Here is a 16,720-nt window from a genome sequence, read left to right on the forward strand (position 1 = left end):
TCCGAACTAGGGTTGTACGGCGATGTTCCCCGAATCGTACCGTGACAACAGCGAGTTGAACTTTCAGCTCGACTCAATTTGCATCCGTTCAGATGCGTAAGGTGCTGCCGATGGAAATTTCGCAATTGATTCATACCGCGATCAGCTCATCGAGTTCAAAATCAACGACGGCGGACAAGCATCCGGGGTTTGCGAGTCCGCAGGATGAGGTGATCAAACGCTCAAAAATCATGATTGTCGATGACGAGCCGTACAATATTCTGGTCGTGCGGAAATTGTTGCTCGCCGAGGGATATCAAGAGTTCGTCACCACGAGCAAATCCGTTCAAGCGTTCGATATGTTCTGTCGATCGCAGCCAGACGTGTTATTGCTCGACATCATGATGCCGGAAGTCAGTGGGTTGGAAATCCTCGAGAAAATTTCCTCGGACGACCATCTCCGCAAGACTCCTGTCATTATTCTAACAGCATCCAGCGACTCCAGCGTCAAAGCGCATGCCCTGCAACTGGGGGCGGCGGATTTCACTTCGAAACCGATTGAGCCGGCCGAATTGGTCCCGCGGATTCGCAATGTGTTGGCGGCCAAAGCCCACCGCGACCAACTCGAACGTTATTCCATCGAACTGGAATGCGAAGTCCGCAAAAAGACCGCTCAATTGGAAGCTTCCCGCAGAGACGTGATCGCTGCACTGGCTCGCGCGGCGGAATACCGGGACGACGACACCGGCCAGCACGTGATTCGAGTGGGAAAATACGTGGGCATCATTGCGAGTGAATTGGGGTTTTCACCGGCGTACATCGAGCAAATCGAGTTGGCGGCTCAACTTCACGATGTCGGCAAAATCGGCATTACGGATTCCATCCTGCTCAAGCCTGGCAAGTTGGAACCGGATGAATTCCGAAAAATGCAGGAGCACACCCAGTTCGGTCAATATATCATCGAACCGGCCGACGACGAGAGCAAATTGCCTGTCGGTACGTGCGAGATGAAGTCCACTGATGCACCTCGATCGTCGATTCTGCGGATGGCGTCGATTATTGCTCAAACGCATCACGAACGTTGGGACGGGACCGGATACCCACACGGGTTGGCCGGCGAAGATATCCCGATCGAAGGTCGCATGACCGCTGTGGCCGATGTCTTCGACGCCTTGAGTAGTGAACGTCCTTACAAGAAAGCCTTCTCGCGGGAAAAATGCTTGAGAATCCTCGAAGAAGGACGGGATACGCACTTCGACGGTACGATCTTGGACGCGTTCTTCCGCCGATTGGAAGACGTCTACAAAGTTCAGGACCAATTGATGGACCGATAAGCTGCGAGCCGACATAATCGAATCCAGACTTCCGTCAACTCTGTCACTTCTACGGATTCGAAATGCCTGAACAGTCGGCACCGGTGTTCCTGAAAAACGGCCCCAAGAAAGCAAAATGGACGATCGCCCTAGCCCATGGCGCGGGGGCGAGCATGTCCAATCGCTTTATGGATTCCTTCGCAGAAGGGCTTGCGGACGAAGGTTTTCGTGTCGTCCGTTTTGAGTTCCCCTACATGGCCGACCGTGGTCGAACCGGTCGCAAGCGACCACCCGATCGCGAACCGGTCCTGCGGGAAACGTGGAAAAACGTTGTTGAGGCACTCGGCTCCGAACATTTGATCATCGGCGGAAAGTCCATGGGCGGACGCATCGCCACGCTGGTCGCCGATGAACTTGAAGTCGCCGGCGTTGTGTGTCTCGGTTACCCGTTCCACCCGAGTGGCAAACCGAACAAATTACGGATTGAGCATTTGCAGTCGATTCAGACCCCGACGCTGATCGTCCAAGGCACGCGGGATAAGTTTGGCGACCAGAACGAAGTTGCGGGTTATTCCTTGGCCGACACAGTGCAAATCCATTGGCTGCCCGACGGTGACCACAGCTTCCAACCGGGACGTGGTTCTGACCGCACCGTGGAGCAGAACACCAAGCGGGCACTCCGGCAAATCGTGCAGTTCGTCGCGGAAGTCGATGGAGAAATGCAAGTGTTCTGAAGTGTGAACGAGGAAAGCAACTTCGGAATACAACTTGCAACCCTTCACTCTGCTCTTGTCGAACGAAACCGGTCCAAACTATAGTCCCGCTCGAATCGTAGCCACGGAATTAGGCTCTCGTATGGCAAAACGGATCTCTCTTGCTGATCTTCCTCAGATTGACGCCCAGCGAATCGGTATCATCAAGCCGAGCGCACTCGGTGATGTCGTGCAGACATTGCCGATCTTGCCCGCGTTGCGTCAACGGTTTCCGAAGGCCACCATCTCCTGGGTGATTGCCCACGGCTTGCGAAATCTGTTGGAAGGGCACCCAGATTTGGATTCGGTGATTTCCTTCCACCGACGCGGCCGATGGCGAGCTCAACTCGGGATGTTGAAGCAAATCCGCCGGCAGAACTTCGACTTGATGATCGATCTGCAAGGGTTGATTCGCACCGGAATTATGTCCTGGGCAAGTCGGGCTCCGCTTCGGGTCGGCATGGAAACAGCCCGCGAGGGAGCCGACCGTGCGTGTCATTTAACGATTCCCGGCACAACGCGTGATGTGCCGGCTCATACTCGTTATCAGATTGTCGCTCAGGCATTCGGGTGTGCTCCCGAAGATTTGACGACGAAAGTCGCAATCACGGCTGACGATCGGGCTTGGGTCGACACCGAATTGGCTACGATGTCAGCCGCACGAATCGTGATTGCGCCCGGTGCGAAGTGGGTCACGAAACGATGGCCACCGGAACGATTTGCCCATCTTGCCGCAAATGCGGTGCGGCAATGGGGAGTGAATGTCGTTATCGTCGGCAGCCCTGACGAAGTCGAACTCGCCGAGCAAGTCGAAACCAGCTTGAAACGATTTTTGCCCGAGACGCGTACGGTGAATTTGGCCGGAAGAACGTCCCTCCGACAGTTGGCGGCTGTGTTGGAGTCGGCTACGGTTGCGCTGACAAACGACTCTGGCCCGATGCATCTGGCCGCTGCGATGGGTACGCCTGTGGTCGCTGCGTTTACCTGTACCGATCCGGTGCAGTCTGGCCCCCCCGGAACGGAACACGCCTTAGTTCAAACGCGTGTCTCATGTGCGGGGAGTTATCGCAAGCAATGTCCGCACAGCGGTTCCGACCATTTGGCTTGCCTCAACGAGTTGGAAACCCCACGCGTTTGGCAAGCTCTACAAATGGTCGTTGAACGCGAATTGACGCAGTCGGAAGCCGCGTAATAACTCTTACAAATAATCGTTGATCAGGTTTTCGATCATTTCCTGACGACCGGATTCGTTGGCGTCGGCCTCGCCTTTCTCGAGCATATATTTTTCGAGATCCGCGAACGATGCGGTCCCGGCTTCGATTTTGGCGCCGATGCCATCGTCGTAACTGCGATAGCGATTCTTCACGATGTCTTTGAGGGCACCGTCCGCACGAATGGCCGCCGCGATTTTGGCACCGCGAGCGAAGGCGTCCATCCCACCGATGTGAGCGTGGAACAGATCAACCGGATCGAAACTTTCCCGGCGAACTTTCGCATCGAAGTTGATCCCACCGGGAGCCAAACCGCCCTGCTCCAAGATGACCAACATACACTGCGTGGTCAGGTAGATATCAGTCGGGAATTGATCGGTATCCCACCCGAGCAGCAAGTCGCCGGTGTTGGCATCGATGCTGCCGAGGGCATTTTGAATGCGAGCGTATTCCAGCTCGTGCATCATCGTATGACCGGCTAGCGTCGCGTGGTTGGTCTCAATGTTCAGCTTGACGTGGTCGGTCAAGTCGTTGGCACGCAAGAAGTTCAGACACGCAGCGGCGTCGAAGTCGTATTGGTGTTTGGTCGGTTCTTTCGGCTTTGGTTCAAAGAGAAACTGCCCCGTAAAGCCGATGGATTTCGCGTGATCGACCGCCATGTGCATGAAGCGTGCGAGGTGATCGAGTTCGCGTTTCATGTCGGTGTTGTAGAGGTTCATGTACCCCTCTCGACCGCCCCAAAACACGTAATTTTCCCCGCCAAGTTCATGAGTGATTTCGATCGCTTTTTTGACTTCGGCGGCAGCGTAGGCGAACACATCCGCGTTGCAACTGGTGGCTGCTCCATGCATGTAACGCGGGTGGGAGAACAAATTCGCCGTGCCCCACAGCAGTTTGATGCCAGTCGCGTCTTGTTGTTCTTTGAGACGCTTCGCGATCGCATCGAAGTTCTTGTGAGACTCCGCCAACGTTGCCCCTTCCGGCGAGACGTCGCGATCATGGAAGCAGTAATACGGAGCACCGAGTTTCTGCATAAACTCGAATGCCACATCGACTCGCTTTAACGCATTCTCGACGGAATCCGATCCGTCATCCCACGGGCGTTGCAAGGTGCCCGCCCCGAACGGATCACTCCCCGTGCCGCGAAACGTATGCCAATACGCCACGCTGAACCGCATCAAATCCTTCATCGAATGCCCTTCGAGCGTCGCCGATGGATCATAATGCCGAAACGCCAACCGATTCTTCGTGCCCGGGCCTTCGAACGGAATGGTTTCAATGTCAGGAAAGTAAGCCATCGTGGTGCATCCTCAGAGCAGCAATCCGAATATGTGTGGGTTGCGACATGCTAACGAAGAACATGGCAAACTGCAATTTTGTGAGAGTCACATGGCTTCGACCTGAACAACTTGACATTCCCCTCTTTCAATTGGCAGAATCTCGTACGCGAAATTTTGTTCACATAGGGGCATTGCATGGAGCTGATTGACAAGCTTCGTGAAATTGCAGCACGCATTGAAACGGTTCGGGGCCAATTGCAAACCGAGGAAGCAACAAAAAATGCATTGGTGATGCCGTTCATCAATGCATTGGGATATAACGTTTTTGACCCTTCGGAAGTTGTACCAGAGTTCGTTGCAGACGTCGGTGTAAAGAAGGGGGAGAAAGTTGATTACGCAATCATGAGCGGTGGCGAAGCCGTCATGCTCTTTGAGTGCAAAGGAATTACGAGAAACTTGGAGCTTGAGACTCCCACGCAACTCTACCGTTACTTTTCCGTGACTTCGGCTCGCTTCAGCATCTTGACGAACGGCGTTGATTACAAGTTCTTCTCCGACCTAGAAGAACCGAACAAAATGGACACTCGTCCGTTCTTTGAGTTCAGCATGTCGAAGTTGACGGAACGAGTTGTGGAACAGCTCAAGAAGTTCACGAAGGAGAGTTACAATCTTGCGAATATCCTCGAGACCGCAAGCGACTTAAAATATACGAAAGCGATCAAGCGGAGTTTGCGAGAAGAGTGGACGAATCCTAGCGAAGAATTTGTCAGAGTCTTCACGACTCGCGTGTACGAAGGCAGAATGACCCAAGCAGTGCGTGATCAGTTCACCGAGATCACTCGAAAGGCCTTCCACGAATTTGTGAATGATCGGATCAATGAGCGTCTACAATCTGCACTTGCCCAAGAGAGTGCCGTCAATGAAGCCGATGAAACTGTTGTCCAAACAAGCGGCGAACAGGATGAAATCATCACGACCGAAGCTGAGTTGGAAGGGTTCTACGTCGTCAAATCCATTGTCTGCCAAATCGTTGATCCAAAGCGAGTATTTATCCGAGACACGAAAAGCTACTGCGGAATTTTGCTAGATGACAATAACCGCAAGCCCATCTGTCGGTTACGCTTCAATTTCTCGCAAAAGTATCTCGGCCTGTTTGATTCGGAAAAAAACGAGACTCGTCACGCAATCGATAGTATCAATGATATATACAAATATTCATAAAAGCTAAAGGAAACGGTTGCCGCCTACGACCCCAAATGATCTGACCCCCAATGATTTGCCGTCGTGGATTGCCGAATAATCGGCTACCAGAATCTGGGAAATCAGAAATCTCATCCAACACTTTCCGGTGGGCAATCGTAAAATAGAAGTATGGGAAACCTCGCAAGCCACATTACGACCGTCTTCTTGGCAATCCTGGTGGGATTGCCGGTGGGGTGGTGTTGTGGGTCGACGGTGGTCGAGAATTTGCCGGGGTTGGAGCGGGCGTCGACATGTTGCCAACATCGACTGCCTCAACCGCCGACAAATGATCGGCCGATTGCTCCCGATGCGGAATGTTGCTGTGTCCACTTCGCGACAATGCCACCCGCAGCCGCCGAACAAGTTGGGTCGCCGGTGGATGTCATCACCGACTCACCGACTTGGAGTGACCTTCGGCTAGGCCCTAAGTCTCTCGTATCGCCGGTTGACGATTCCTATCAGTGCGGGCCGCGGTCGCACGTGCTTCAGTGTGTGTGGCTCTGTTGAGCCGATCACGAACAACTCGCTGTTTGTTCCTGATCTTCAAACTCTTGGCTGTCATCACATTTCCGATGACACTGCCCACCGAAACATTCACTGGAGAAAATTATGTTATTGAAATTTGTTGCCACCTCGATCGTGGCTGCTGGCTTGGCGATGACTGGGTTTGCGACCGATAATCAAACGATTGCGACGTCGTCTGCCAACGATTGTTGCAAACCGGATGGGACCTCTGAATGCTGCCTGCTGGAGTTACCCTGCTGCGATGATCAAGTCTGTTGCGAAACTGGCGAAGGTTGTTGTCTTGAACAGGCCGCTTGCTGTGCGGATTCGACTCCGCTGACAGAGACAGTTGTGGCGTCTGCAAACTCTTGCTGTGCCCCAGACGGTTCCGCGGAATGCTGCGTGCTTGAGTTGCCATGTTGCGACGATCAGACCTGCTGCGAAACCGGCGGACCGTGTTGTGAACTCAACTTGGCCTGCTGTGAGAAGTAGTCCGAGTCGATTCGCAAAACTGATTCGTTGATCGAACTTAGCCCTCGTCGTACTGTCGTACGGCGGGGGTTTCGGTGTTTGATGAGACGAAACAGGTTACCAAGTCATGCGCTTGGGAATTCCGACGGTGTTTCCGAAAGTCGTTGGTGGAAACTTTGACTCGTCTCTGGCGGACGGAGTCCACGAATTGCTTCCATGTAGATAATGCGTGAAGCGGCCAACGCGAGAGCGAGAACCACAAACGCCAAGAACCCCCGAATCTTTGGCTGATTCGCGAACGGAAACCGCTCAAACCGGACCGCGACAATGTGGGATTGGATCACCTGGTAACCGATGAATAACGTGGCCATGGCGATCAGCAGCAACACGCCTCGGGTCACCGGTTCTTGGGCGTGCACGAACGCAACTTGCACGATGGCCGCCAGTGTGATCCACTCCAAATAGCGAAACCACGCCTGAGCAATCGCGTGCCATTTCTGAGCATCCGCGTAGGCATCAGGATCCCAGCTGACAACACGCTTGGAATCCTCAGTCGGTGCGGGAGCTGATTCGGTTGAGTTCTTAGACGGTTCCGTTGGAATTCGTGATTCTGATGCAGGAAGTGTGGAAGCCATCGACGGAGTCTCGCAAAGAAGGAAGTCGAACCGCACATAATGACTACGCGATAAACCGTTCCCGAGATCAGCGTTTTCGGAAAAAACGTGTTACCGTGTGAGTCGTGATTGGAGGGCCGTGTGTCGCTGAATCGTCTCATGACGACCGATGGCGATTTCTAATGCCTGTTGTAATCCCACTAACACGACAAGTTGTTTGCCTCGCGTGATGCCCGTGTAAAGTAAGTTCCGTTGCAGCATCACAAAATGCTGTGTATGGACCGGAATAATGACTGCCGGATACTCACTCCCCTGGCTTTTGTGGATCGTGAGTGCATAGGCTAATTGGATCTCATCAAGCGAACTAAAATCGTAAGCGATTTCCGCTTCGTCAAATTCGATTATGATTTCCTGCTCGACGGAATCAATCAAAACGATCGTCCCTAAGTCACCATTGAAGACGCCGCGATTGTAGTTGTTGACGGTCTGTAGCACGCGATCCCCGATGCGGAAGACTTGCCCGAATCGCTCGACTTCGGCTTTCGTTTTGGCTGGAGGATTCAAAGTGGTTTGCAGTAACTCATTGAGCGCTCCAGCCCCCAGCGGTGTGCGGTTCATCGGCGTCAAAATTTGCACGTCCCGTAGCGGATCGAGTCCAAACCGCTGGGGGATACGGTCAGTGATCAACCGCACGATCATTTGCCGGATCGAGTGGGGGTCATCGCAGGGCGTGAAATAGAAATCGCTGAGTGTTGTCTTCGGAGTCTCAAGCGGCGGTAGTCGTCCTTCATGGACTGCGTAGGCGGCAGTGACGATTTGACTCGTCTCCGCTTGGCGGAAGATCTTTGTCAGTCGGACGGTCGGCACAATGCCGGACTGAATCAAATTCCCCAGCACCGCCCCCGGGCCGACGGACGGGAGTTGATCGACGTCGCCAACCAACACCACAGAAGCTTCATCCGGGATCGCTGCCAAAAAGCGGTTGCCGAGGACGACATCGACCATGGAAACTTCATCCAGAACAAACAAATCGCCTTCGAGCGGATTGCTCCGATGATGCGTTGCTCCGCGTGCCGGGTCGTAACCAATCAAGCGATGAACCGTGCTAGCCGATCGCCCGGTGGTTTCGGTCAATCTACGAGCAGCTCGACCAGTGGGAGCGGCCAGCACACATTCCTGTTCGTTCTGTTCGGCGATTTCGAGCAAGCTCCGCACGAGCGTTGTCTTTCCCACCCCTGGCCCGCCGGTGATAACGGTCAACCGGTTCCGAACCGCGAGATGAATCGCCTCGCGTTGCGCGTCCGCCAGTTCAATTCCGAGAGATTGCTCCACCTGCGACAGTTGGACATCGACTTCCGCAACCGTCCGCGTGATGGGAATTGGACAGTCGAGCAATCGACGAACCGACTCCGCAAGTCCGACTTCCGCATGGTACAACGGCGTGAGAAACAACCACGGTTCTCCCTCATGACTTTCGCGGACAAGACGATCGGCTCCGATCTCGAATTGAATCGCATCTTGAATGGCATGATGGCCAACGGAGACAAGTTGCTCGGTCGCTTCCGTTACTTCGCTTTCCGGACTACCGACATGACCTTGCGTGGCGAACTGCGAAAGCACATACCGGACAGCTGCGCGGAAGCGGTGCGGCGATGTCCGTTCGAGCCCCAATCGGTCAGCAAGTTCGTCGGCTGTTTTGAAGCCGATGCCGTGGATGTCGTCCGCCAATCGATACGGGTTTTCGCGAATCAACTCGATGGCATCTTCGCCATAAGTGCGATAAATCCGGGTAGCGCGAGCGGCTCCGATACCGTGTGCATGTAGGAACAACAGAATTCTGCGGACCTGTCGCGACTCCTGCCAACTCTCGCGGATTCGACGGGCACGCTCGGGACCGATGCCCCGCAGATGTGCCAGCATCTCTGGGTAGTTGTCTAGGATGTCGAGTGTGCGGTCTTGATAGAGTGATACAATCCGAGACGCCAACTTCGGGCCGACTCCCCGTACCGCTCCTGACCCGAGAAACTTTTCGATGCCTTCCATCGTTGTCGGCGCGACCGTTTTCAGTTCGCGAGCTTTGAACTGTCGCCCATGATCGCGATCGGTCACCCAACTCCCGGTCGCTTCGAGTTGCTCGCCAGCCGATGCCAACGTGACGTTTCCGACCACAACGACCGGTTCTGAAAAACCGTCTGCGCGAACCCGTAGCACCACGAATCCGTTTTCGGGATTGTGAAAGGTGACACGTTCGATGGTACCGACAATGTTTTCCGTCATAGACATTGATTGTAGCGAAACGTTGTCGCGTTGACGTTACCGGTTCGGCGGTTGATAATCGCAACCAACTTCGTAGGAGCGTGTGTGTGATGGCCGCTGGACTTCCGACCTATCAACAGTATTTTCGCGATGCCGATTCGCGGTTTTTGAACGAATTGCGTCAAACGCATCCCATGCCGGAATTGGCGGCGTTCGCGGATGAGTGGGCTGCAGATTCGCGGGAGTGGGCACGAGACCAACAAATCCGGTATTTCAATTCCCCTTGGAATGTGCCCGGACATGAACCGCTGATCAAGCATTTGCTGAAGGCGGCAGAAGCGAAACAAGACGATGAATTGATGGCCGTCTGTTTGGTCGCTGTCGATCGGCTCGTGCGTCGCAAACCGACGCGACGATGGAAATACGATTGGGTCGCTCAATCCGGTTGGGAAGAATGGGGCCTGGTCAACCCCCGTAATGTGCTGTTCAAACCACCTGCTCAGAAGAGCGTCCGAAACCCGCGTACGGGTTGGGTGCGGAGTTTCGCAACATCGCAGCCGAAGAATGGTGTTCTGTTCTCTTACCATACGCGGTATTACCTTCGACGTCGCGTTTGGCGATATTTCCGTTGGATGGGTTTCCGCAGACCGGCAGATTATCTTGTTGCAATCTCTCAGGCATTGGTGCTCTACACCGACGACGATCTGGCAAGTGGCGAGAACTTGTTGGATTGCTGGGGACTGATTCACGCCTGTTTTCATCATAGCGATGTGTTGGACCGCACGGAGTCTTTGGTGAATGTGGCGGAAAACCGCTCGTTGGCCCAATTAAAACCCGCACCCTACTTCCCGAAGTTATGGCAGACCGATGATGCCTTCGAGGTGCTTTGGTTCCTCTTGAAGAACGCTCAGTCACGACCGATCCGCGTTTGGGCGATGGAACTTTTGCGAGCCGAACACCAATCACGATTAGCCAAGGTCTCTCTGAATGATCTTCTAGAATTGTTCGAACACGATGACAACGAACTTCAACAATTTGCTGCCGAGTTATTTCGGCGTGCTCGTGGTTTAGATTCGTTGTCGTTGGAAACCTGGTTGTCGCTGCTGGAACTCAAAAATCCCCTGGCTTTATCGGTCATTTGCGAGACGATGGCCGAACACGTGCGACCGGAACGACTGACGCTTGCGGATTGTCTCCGGTTGACGATGACGGAACCGACGCCTGTTGCCCGGTTGGGGTTCGGCTATCTACAACAACGGGCCTTTCGCACCGCTGAAGACCGCGAGCAGTTGGCTCAAGCGGCCGATTTACGGTGTCACGCCATCAGCAAAGAACTCACAGCTTGGGCGTTACCGATCCTGGGTAAGAACGAGAATTACAACCGAGACTTTGTGCTCCGGTTCTTTGACTCGCTGAATCAAACCGTCCGCAATGCGGCTTGGGATTGGTTGCTGGATCAGACAAATGTCTCGCGTGAGCAAGCCCTGAGTGATCCGGTTCTGTGGGTGCGTCTCTTGGAGACTCCTTTTGATGACGTGCGATTGCGAGTCATCGATGCCTTGGAGTCTCGGCAGAAACTCGCGTCAGCTCGTCCGTCGAGTGACGCCTTGGAATCCCTGTGGACCAGCGTTTTGCTTGGTATTCATCGTGGTGGACGTCAGAAGCTGAAAGCGATTCACCAATTATCGGCGGCAATCCGGAAGAAACCCACGCACGCCGATTCTTTGCTGCCCGTGTTAGCTGTCGCCTTGCGTTCTGTTCGCCGGCCGGAGATGCGTGAAGCATTGTCGGCAGTTGTGACGCTCGCAGAGGAACTTCCCGACCTACACGGTTCTCTTCAGCATGCTCTCCCCGAACTCGACTGGTCAACACCATAGTAGGTGTACTGACATATCAGTTTATGTTCAATTGTTTCCGTCTGCTCCCCTTGCCGTATTTTTGGGACGCCCGATTGCGGCATTGTCGCTGAAATCGTGACGAGCGAAATCTTTTCGCGGTTTTTTCTGATTTATCAGGGGAATTCGGCCCCGCAAACGACAATTAGTGTGTTCAGATTGATTGGCCTGGATCGGCATGGAATGTGCTTCAGGAATCCGGCGGGAACATCGATCAACTGAGAAATCTCACGTTTTACAGATTTTTCACGTGATTCTTGGGATTTGGCCGACTTTCAGATTGGCGTCGAAGTGAATTCATTGTTAGTTTGGTGTCGACATCTGTCAGTTTGATAGTCACGTGTGCCTAAGTCATGGGCATGCGGGCCGGTTTTTGAAGCTTCGTTTCGAAGTCATTCGTTTTTTTGTCAATGGTTTTGGGGGTTTCTACTAGTGAGACACACAATGCGATCTCGACGGACCGGGTTTACACTCATTGAACTTTTGGTGGTGATTGCGATAATCGCGATTTTGATCGCTCTGCTGCTACCTGCCGTTCAACAGGCGCGGGAGGCGGCACGTCGAACCCAATGTAAGAACAATCTGAAACAACTCGGGTTGGCCTTTCACAATTATCACGACACAAACCTCACGTTTCCGCCCGGTGGTTTCGAACACAGTGGCTATCGCATTGGTTGGCCTGGTCGGGTGTTTCCGTTCTTGGAACAGGGAAACCGAGTTGACGCCATGGATGCATTCGCTGCCGATGCCATGATGAATATCATGCCTTGGCGATTTGACACCGCTCCCCACAACGGGGCCCACGAAGTCTTCACAAGCGCAATTCCGAGCTTCGCATGTCCGTCCTCCGCCCTTGGAGAGAAAAGTCCGGATATCAACAATTCCACGTTGCCGTGGATCAAGGAACAAGGTGCCCTGCACTACCGAGCCAACGGTGGTTCGTCGGATGTCGGGATCATCGCAGGTTCGTCATCGGGTCGAAATTACAGTACCTCCGGTGTGATCTACCCGACCAGCCGCGTGCGAATTGGCGACGTCAAAGACGGAACCACGAACACCCTGTTGATCGGTGAATCATCGAGTTCGGATGGCTGGACAGCAGGCCAAAAAGCCGGCTGGGGCGGGATTCAACCTTGGACCTGGGGATACTACTACTACAGCGGTTCCGGGTATCTTCAACTCGACAACAAATACATCCAGTTTCCGATCAACTACAAGGGGTCTTTCGCGACCAACAACACACCGTTTACCAGCTATCATCCTGGCGGCGCTCAGTTCCTGTATTGCGATGGCAGCTCGACGTTCCTCAGCGAAACAATGGACTTGAACGTCCTCAAGGCAATGGCCACCCGCGACAACGGCGAAGTCTTGCAGCAGTAATTTGGCAACAACGTGCCGAATCTGCCTTGGAAATTCCGTGTAGCTTTCTATTTTTCTGATGAGTGAATGTATGCAGCATGCATTGTTGTTTCTTCGTCGATTGACGTTTGCTTGCCTGGTGTTGGGAGTCGCTGGTTGCGGTTCTTCGAGCGATCAGATGGCGACGTCGAGTGTGAAAGGAACCGTGACTTACGACGGCAAGCCGGTCACGACCGGAACGGTCATGTTCACACCCACGGGTGGCGGACCACCGGCGACCGGGCAAATCCAGCCTGACGGAACCTACGAGTTGAAAACCTACGAAGAAGGTGACGGCGCGGTTTTGGGTGAGCACAAGGTGACGATCATCGCCCTCGACATGGGCAGCGGCCTACCAGAAGACACGGCGGCCGAACCTAAAGCCCTGATTCCCGACAAATATGGTCGTGATACCACTTCCGGACTCACCGCCACTGTCACTGACGGCGAGAACACAATCGATTTCCCGTTGGAGTGATTCTGGCTGTTTGAAATCCTTTGCAAACACAAAACGCGAAACCGTACTTCGGTACAGTTTCGCGTTTCTCTTTTGGTTTCCGGGTCAGTTTGCAATGATAGCGCGTTTTCAGCATCCATGTGTCCAGGTTGGTCACCGCGAGCATCGATGCGTTCTCTCCAAGCCGCTCTGGGAGTATCGTCGCCATCATGGGAATGTTCGAAGCAGATGGACCAAAAAAAGTCCGTTTCACGTGGCAGGAGCCATTCACGTTTCGCCTCAAGTTGCGGCGGGACAAGTCTCGACGGTTGTTCTTTTGGCTGGCTTTATTGGCAATCATTGCGTGCGTCACGGCGGGCCAATACTTGGATAACCCGAAGACGTTGAACATCTGGGAAGAAGCGGGCAAGGCGTTAATCATTTGGGGTGTGCTGGCTGTCGGATTCACGTGGTTCTCTCGGGGGCAAAAATCCGGGAAAATCTATGTTCGGGAAGCCACGATCAATCGACATCGCTGGTACATTCACTGGTTCTGGTTTTCGCTCGAACGGCGTCAATGGGCGTACGAAGACATCCTCGATTGCGAGATCATTCCCGGTCGGGCGATCGGTGAAACGTTCTCGCTGCTCGCAATCGAGAGTGAGCAACAGTGGGTGATTGCCGGTGAGAAAAAGACGGTCGACGTCATCGGAATTCCGCCGGGAGTGGAACTCAAACCACTGGCGGAGTTTCTGAAGTCGAAAGGCGTGCATGTCAGAAGTGGCCGCGAAATTCCGGCACCCTATGCCAAGAAATTCGGGAAGTGGAAGTTGGTGACGGTCGGGTTGTTAATGACGGTGTGCTTGGTCGGTGTGACTGGTCAGATTATCGTTCGTCAAATCGAAGCGAATCGAATCGCGGAGATGAAAGGTCAGCAAGAAGCCCAGCCGACAAACACTCAGGCTGAACCGGCAGCGGACCCACGTGTTCCGCCAGCAGCGCCCAAGCCCCCGGCGTTTCAACCTCAACCCCAGCCACGACCAAACGCAGAGCCGAAGAAAACCAATTCGGTAACCGCGACGAAGCCCACTGTCTCGCAGTCGACAACGAAACCAAAATCGACACCTGTCGCACCGGCGAAAAACGGCCGAGATTTGGAACTGGTCGGCGAACGGACTGGGAGTCCGTTTCGTCGAGTCAGTGCGAAGAATCAACCCATGTTGGGGATGCGGTACCAACTTGGACAATGGTTCGGAACGCAGGCTGTCATGTATTTGACGCCCGTGTACGATTCGGGGCAAGTCGATCCGAAAAAGACCGTCTTTCGTCGCGACGGTTATGCCGTCGGGGGATTCGAGGTTGTGTCATCGAAATATATCACCGCCATCCGCGTGATTTTCATGCGACAAACGGACGACGGTGGATTGGATTCATCCGACAGTTATCTCAGCGAGTGGATCGGCGAAGCTCCGGAAACGCCTGGAAAGACGATCACCAGCGACGGTCAAACCGTCATTGGAATTCACGGACGACGAGGAACTATGATCGATGCGATCGGTCTTGTGGTCGCGGAGTGATCGCTGGGCGTTGAATGCATAGTGTCGTGGGGATGGCTCATCAACGTGATGAACCTCCCCCATCGTTTGTCTACACGCTGGGAAGCCACGGGAGTGGCTCGTCGGCGGGCGGTAACCGGACGAGTTCCACAGCCGTCACGCCGCCATGAGCACGAATTTCTTCGACGGCCGCAGCGGGTGGTTCGTCATCGAGATTGAGAACAGCCACCGATTCCCCACCGCGTTGTCCACGTCCCAACGACATATCCGCGATATTGACGTTGTGCTTGCCGAGTATCGTCCCGACAACACCGATCAAACCCGGTTTGTCTTGGTGACGGTAGATCAATAGCACGCCGTCGAGGTACGCATCGAGCGGCAAGTCGTCGAGGCGAACGAGTCGCAGGAACTTCGTCCCCAAAACACTACCAGCAACGGTCAAGCTGCATTGGTCGGTTACGATTTCTGCAGACAACAACGTCGTGAAGTCGCCGCCGCCACTGCGATCGCGACTGCCTTCGACTTCCAACCCACGTTGTTCAGCGACGTTGCGAGCGTTGACGTAGTTCAACGGTTCATCGAGCAAGCCGTCGAGCAAAGCCGCCAGGAAGTAATTCGTCAGCGGTTCGATTTTGTGTTCGAGTTCCTCGCCGCGGAACGTCAGCTTCACCGATTTTACGCCGGTCAAACAGCGTTGTTTCATGATCCCGCTGGCCAATCGACCGAGTCGGAAAGCAAGTCCGAAACCGGTTCTCAGTTGAGCGAGTTCCGATGCCAACAAAGGCGCGGTGTTGACCGGGTTTCGAATCTCGCCGGATATCAGATAAGCCTTCACCAACTCGGCGGCTTCCAGAGCGACAGCTTCCTGGGCTTCTTCGGTCGATGCACCCAGGTGCGGTGTGCACAAGACGTTTTCGAGTTTCGTAAGAGCCGTTTCGCCAGGTGGTTCTTTGACGAATACGTCGATCGCTGCTCCGCCGATGTGGCCGGATTCGATCGCCGCAGCGAGTGCGTCTTCATCAATGATCCCGCCACGAGCGCAGTTGATGAGGCACGCACCCTGCTTCATTTTCGCCAATTGATCGGCCCCAATCAGGCCCTGTGTGCTGGCTCCGCCGGGGACATGAAGCGTGAGAAAATCGACTTGTGGCAACAATTCGTCGAGATCGCGAACCAATTCCACGCCTAAATCGGCCGCACGTTCGGCAGAGAGTACGGGATCGAACGCGAGTAATTTCATTTCCAGTGCACGAGCACGTCGGGCCACACATTGCCCGATTCGTCCGAGTCCGACGATCCCCAGCGTCTTGCCGGCCAGCTGGCGTCCGGTGAATTTCTTGCGGTCCCAACCACCGGCTTTCATCGTAGCGGCGGCAGGTCCGATGTTCCGTGCGAGTGCCATCATCAATGCAACGGCATGTTCGGCGGTACTTGTGGTATTGCCCGCGGGTGTGTTCATGACAATCACACCGGCTTTGGTAGCGGCCGGAAGATTGACGTTATCAACACCAACGCCCGCTCGAACGACCAATTTGAGCCGTTCCTGTCCTTCCAAAATCTCTGGCGTCAGTTTACTGCCGCTGCGGATGAGCACGGCATCAACCGATTTCAACTCCTCCCGCAGGTCATCCGGCGATTTGTGCAAGTCCGGCTTGTTGATGACCTCGATGCCCGGGGACTGCTGAAGGATTTCCAGTCCAGCCGGAGAAAGACTATCGGAAACGAGTACGCGGTAAGTCGTCATGGGAGAAAATTGGGTTGGTGGGCAAGCCAATAAACACGGGACGTTGTCCCGAAACGGTTGCGATATTAG

The 16,720-nt window shown here is 54.2% G+C and carries 14 protein-coding genes; 10 read left to right on the forward strand and 4 right to left on the reverse strand.

Features of this window, described 5'->3' with window-relative positions; all coding sequences use genetic code 11:
• Positions 1-110: 110 nt before the first annotated feature.
• The 3 genes from AC5DDB_RS22940 (at position 111) to waaF (ending at position 3,236) form a co-directional block, all read left to right on the forward strand.
• On the forward strand, positions 111-1,313 hold the full coding sequence (locus AC5DDB_RS22940; protein ID WP_491742089.1) for an HD domain-containing phosphohydrolase: 1,203 nt from the start codon (positions 111-113) through the stop codon (positions 1,311-1,313).
• A 62-nt stretch (positions 1,314-1,375) separates the two neighbouring features.
• Positions 1,376-2,026 carry an alpha/beta fold hydrolase gene (locus tag AC5DDB_RS22945; protein WP_491742090.1) on the forward strand — a complete coding sequence of 217 codons (651 nt, stop codon included), beginning with the start codon at positions 1,376-1,378 and terminating at the stop codon, positions 2,024-2,026.
• Between the two features lie 121 nt (positions 2,027-2,147).
• Positions 2,148-3,236: a lipopolysaccharide heptosyltransferase II gene (waaF, locus tag AC5DDB_RS22950; protein WP_491742091.1), complete on the forward strand. Its 1,089-nt coding sequence runs from the start codon at positions 2,148-2,150 to the stop codon at positions 3,234-3,236.
• 6 nt (positions 3,237-3,242) lie between these two features.
• On the opposite strand, the gene xylA is transcribed toward waaF, so the two are convergent.
• Complete coding sequence (gene xylA / locus AC5DDB_RS22955) at positions 3,243-4,553, reverse strand: xylose isomerase (protein ID WP_491742092.1); 1,311 nt, start codon at positions 4,551-4,553, stop codon at positions 3,243-3,245.
• 177 nt (positions 4,554-4,730) lie between these two features.
• Between xylA and AC5DDB_RS22960 the strand changes: the two genes are divergently transcribed.
• The 3 genes from AC5DDB_RS22960 to AC5DDB_RS22970 all read left to right on the forward strand — a co-directional run bounded on the left by AC5DDB_RS22960 (position 4,731) and on the right by AC5DDB_RS22970 (position 6,773).
• Complete coding sequence (locus AC5DDB_RS22960; RefSeq protein ID WP_491742093.1) at positions 4,731-5,756, forward strand: type I restriction endonuclease; 1,026 nt, start codon at positions 4,731-4,733, stop codon at positions 5,754-5,756.
• A gap of 150 nt (positions 5,757-5,906) precedes the next feature.
• Positions 5,907-6,284: a hypothetical protein gene (locus AC5DDB_RS22965; protein ID WP_491742094.1), complete on the forward strand. Its 378-nt coding sequence runs from the start codon at positions 5,907-5,909 to the stop codon at positions 6,282-6,284.
• 102 nt (positions 6,285-6,386) lie between these two features.
• Positions 6,387-6,773: a hypothetical protein gene (locus tag AC5DDB_RS22970; protein WP_491742095.1), complete on the forward strand. Its 387-nt coding sequence runs from the start codon at positions 6,387-6,389 to the stop codon at positions 6,771-6,773.
• A 104-nt stretch (positions 6,774-6,877) separates the two neighbouring features.
• Here the strand turns inward: AC5DDB_RS22970 and AC5DDB_RS22975 are convergent, their stop codons facing one another.
• Both AC5DDB_RS22975 and recD2 read right to left on the reverse strand, forming a co-directional pair.
• Positions 6,878-7,387 carry a hypothetical protein gene (locus AC5DDB_RS22975; protein WP_491742096.1) on the reverse strand — a complete coding sequence of 170 codons (510 nt, stop codon included), beginning with the start codon at positions 7,385-7,387 and terminating at the stop codon, positions 6,878-6,880.
• Positions 7,388-7,477: 90 nt separating this feature from the next.
• The gene (gene recD2, locus AC5DDB_RS22980) at positions 7,478-9,643 is read right to left on the reverse strand and encodes an SF1B family DNA helicase RecD2 (protein WP_491742097.1); all 2,166 of its coding nucleotides are present in this window, start codon (positions 9,641-9,643) and stop codon (positions 7,478-7,480) included.
• Positions 9,644-9,732: 89 nt separating this feature from the next.
• On the opposite strand from recD2, the gene AC5DDB_RS22985 reads away from it, so the two are divergent.
• The 4 genes from AC5DDB_RS22985 (at position 9,733) to AC5DDB_RS23000 (ending at position 14,928) form a co-directional block, all read left to right on the forward strand.
• Complete coding sequence (locus tag AC5DDB_RS22985; protein WP_491742098.1) at positions 9,733-11,499, forward strand: hypothetical protein; 1,767 nt, start codon at positions 9,733-9,735, stop codon at positions 11,497-11,499.
• 462 nt (positions 11,500-11,961) lie between these two features.
• Positions 11,962-12,897: a DUF1559 domain-containing protein gene (locus AC5DDB_RS22990; RefSeq protein WP_491742099.1), complete on the forward strand. Its 936-nt coding sequence runs from the start codon at positions 11,962-11,964 to the stop codon at positions 12,895-12,897.
• A gap of 70 nt (positions 12,898-12,967) precedes the next feature.
• A complete protein-coding gene (locus AC5DDB_RS22995) occupies positions 12,968-13,393 on the forward strand; it encodes a hypothetical protein (RefSeq protein WP_491742100.1) in 426 nt (141 codons plus the stop codon).
• 188 nt (positions 13,394-13,581) lie between these two features.
• Positions 13,582-14,928, forward strand: a complete 1,347-nt coding sequence (locus AC5DDB_RS23000; RefSeq protein WP_491742101.1) for a hypothetical protein — start codon at positions 13,582-13,584, stop codon at positions 14,926-14,928.
• A 70-nt stretch (positions 14,929-14,998) separates the two neighbouring features.
• Here AC5DDB_RS23000 and serA read toward each other — a convergent pair whose 3' ends face one another.
• A complete protein-coding gene (gene serA, locus AC5DDB_RS23005; protein ID WP_491742102.1) occupies positions 14,999-16,651 on the reverse strand; it encodes a phosphoglycerate dehydrogenase in 1,653 nt (550 codons plus the stop codon).
• Between the last annotated feature and the right edge of the window lie 69 nt (positions 16,652-16,720).

Source organism: Thalassoroseus sp. (assembly GCF_984380535.1).

What these genes read in the sequence shown, in the direction of transcription:
- AC5DDB_RS22970 (WP_491742095.1), top strand. Translation starts at nt 6,387, where the DNA reads ATGTTATTGAAATTTGTTGCCACCTCGATCGTGGCTGCTGGCTTGGCG.
- AC5DDB_RS22960 (WP_491742093.1), top strand. Translation starts at nt 4,731, where the DNA reads ATGGAGCTGATTGACAAGCTTCGTGAAATTGCAGCACGCATTGAAACG.
- AC5DDB_RS22940 (WP_491742089.1), top strand. Translation starts at nt 111, where the DNA reads ATGGAAATTTCGCAATTGATTCATACCGCGATCAGCTCATCGAGTTCA.
- AC5DDB_RS22945 (WP_491742090.1), top strand. Translation starts at nt 1,376, where the DNA reads ATGCCTGAACAGTCGGCACCGGTGTTCCTGAAAAACGGCCCCAAGAAA.
- recD2 (WP_491742097.1), bottom strand. Translation starts at nt 9,643, where the DNA reads ATGACGGAAAACATTGTCGGTACCATCGAACGTGTCACCTTTCACAAT.
- AC5DDB_RS22975 (WP_491742096.1), bottom strand. Translation starts at nt 7,387, where the DNA reads ATGGCTTCCACACTTCCTGCATCAGAATCACGAATTCCAACGGAACCG.
- AC5DDB_RS22965 (WP_491742094.1), top strand. Translation starts at nt 5,907, where the DNA reads ATGGGAAACCTCGCAAGCCACATTACGACCGTCTTCTTGGCAATCCTG.
- xylA (WP_491742092.1), bottom strand. Translation starts at nt 4,553, where the DNA reads ATGGCTTACTTTCCTGACATTGAAACCATTCCGTTCGAAGGCCCGGGC.
- AC5DDB_RS22990 (WP_491742099.1), top strand. Translation starts at nt 11,962, where the DNA reads ATGCGATCTCGACGGACCGGGTTTACACTCATTGAACTTTTGGTGGTG.
- AC5DDB_RS22995 (WP_491742100.1), top strand. Translation starts at nt 12,968, where the DNA reads ATGCAGCATGCATTGTTGTTTCTTCGTCGATTGACGTTTGCTTGCCTG.
- waaF (WP_491742091.1), top strand. Translation starts at nt 2,148, where the DNA reads ATGGCAAAACGGATCTCTCTTGCTGATCTTCCTCAGATTGACGCCCAG.
- AC5DDB_RS23000 (WP_491742101.1), top strand. Translation starts at nt 13,582, where the DNA reads ATGGGAATGTTCGAAGCAGATGGACCAAAAAAAGTCCGTTTCACGTGG.
- serA (WP_491742102.1), bottom strand. Translation starts at nt 16,651, where the DNA reads ATGACGACTTACCGCGTACTCGTTTCCGATAGTCTTTCTCCGGCTGGA.
- AC5DDB_RS22985 (WP_491742098.1), top strand. Translation starts at nt 9,733, where the DNA reads ATGGCCGCTGGACTTCCGACCTATCAACAGTATTTTCGCGATGCCGAT.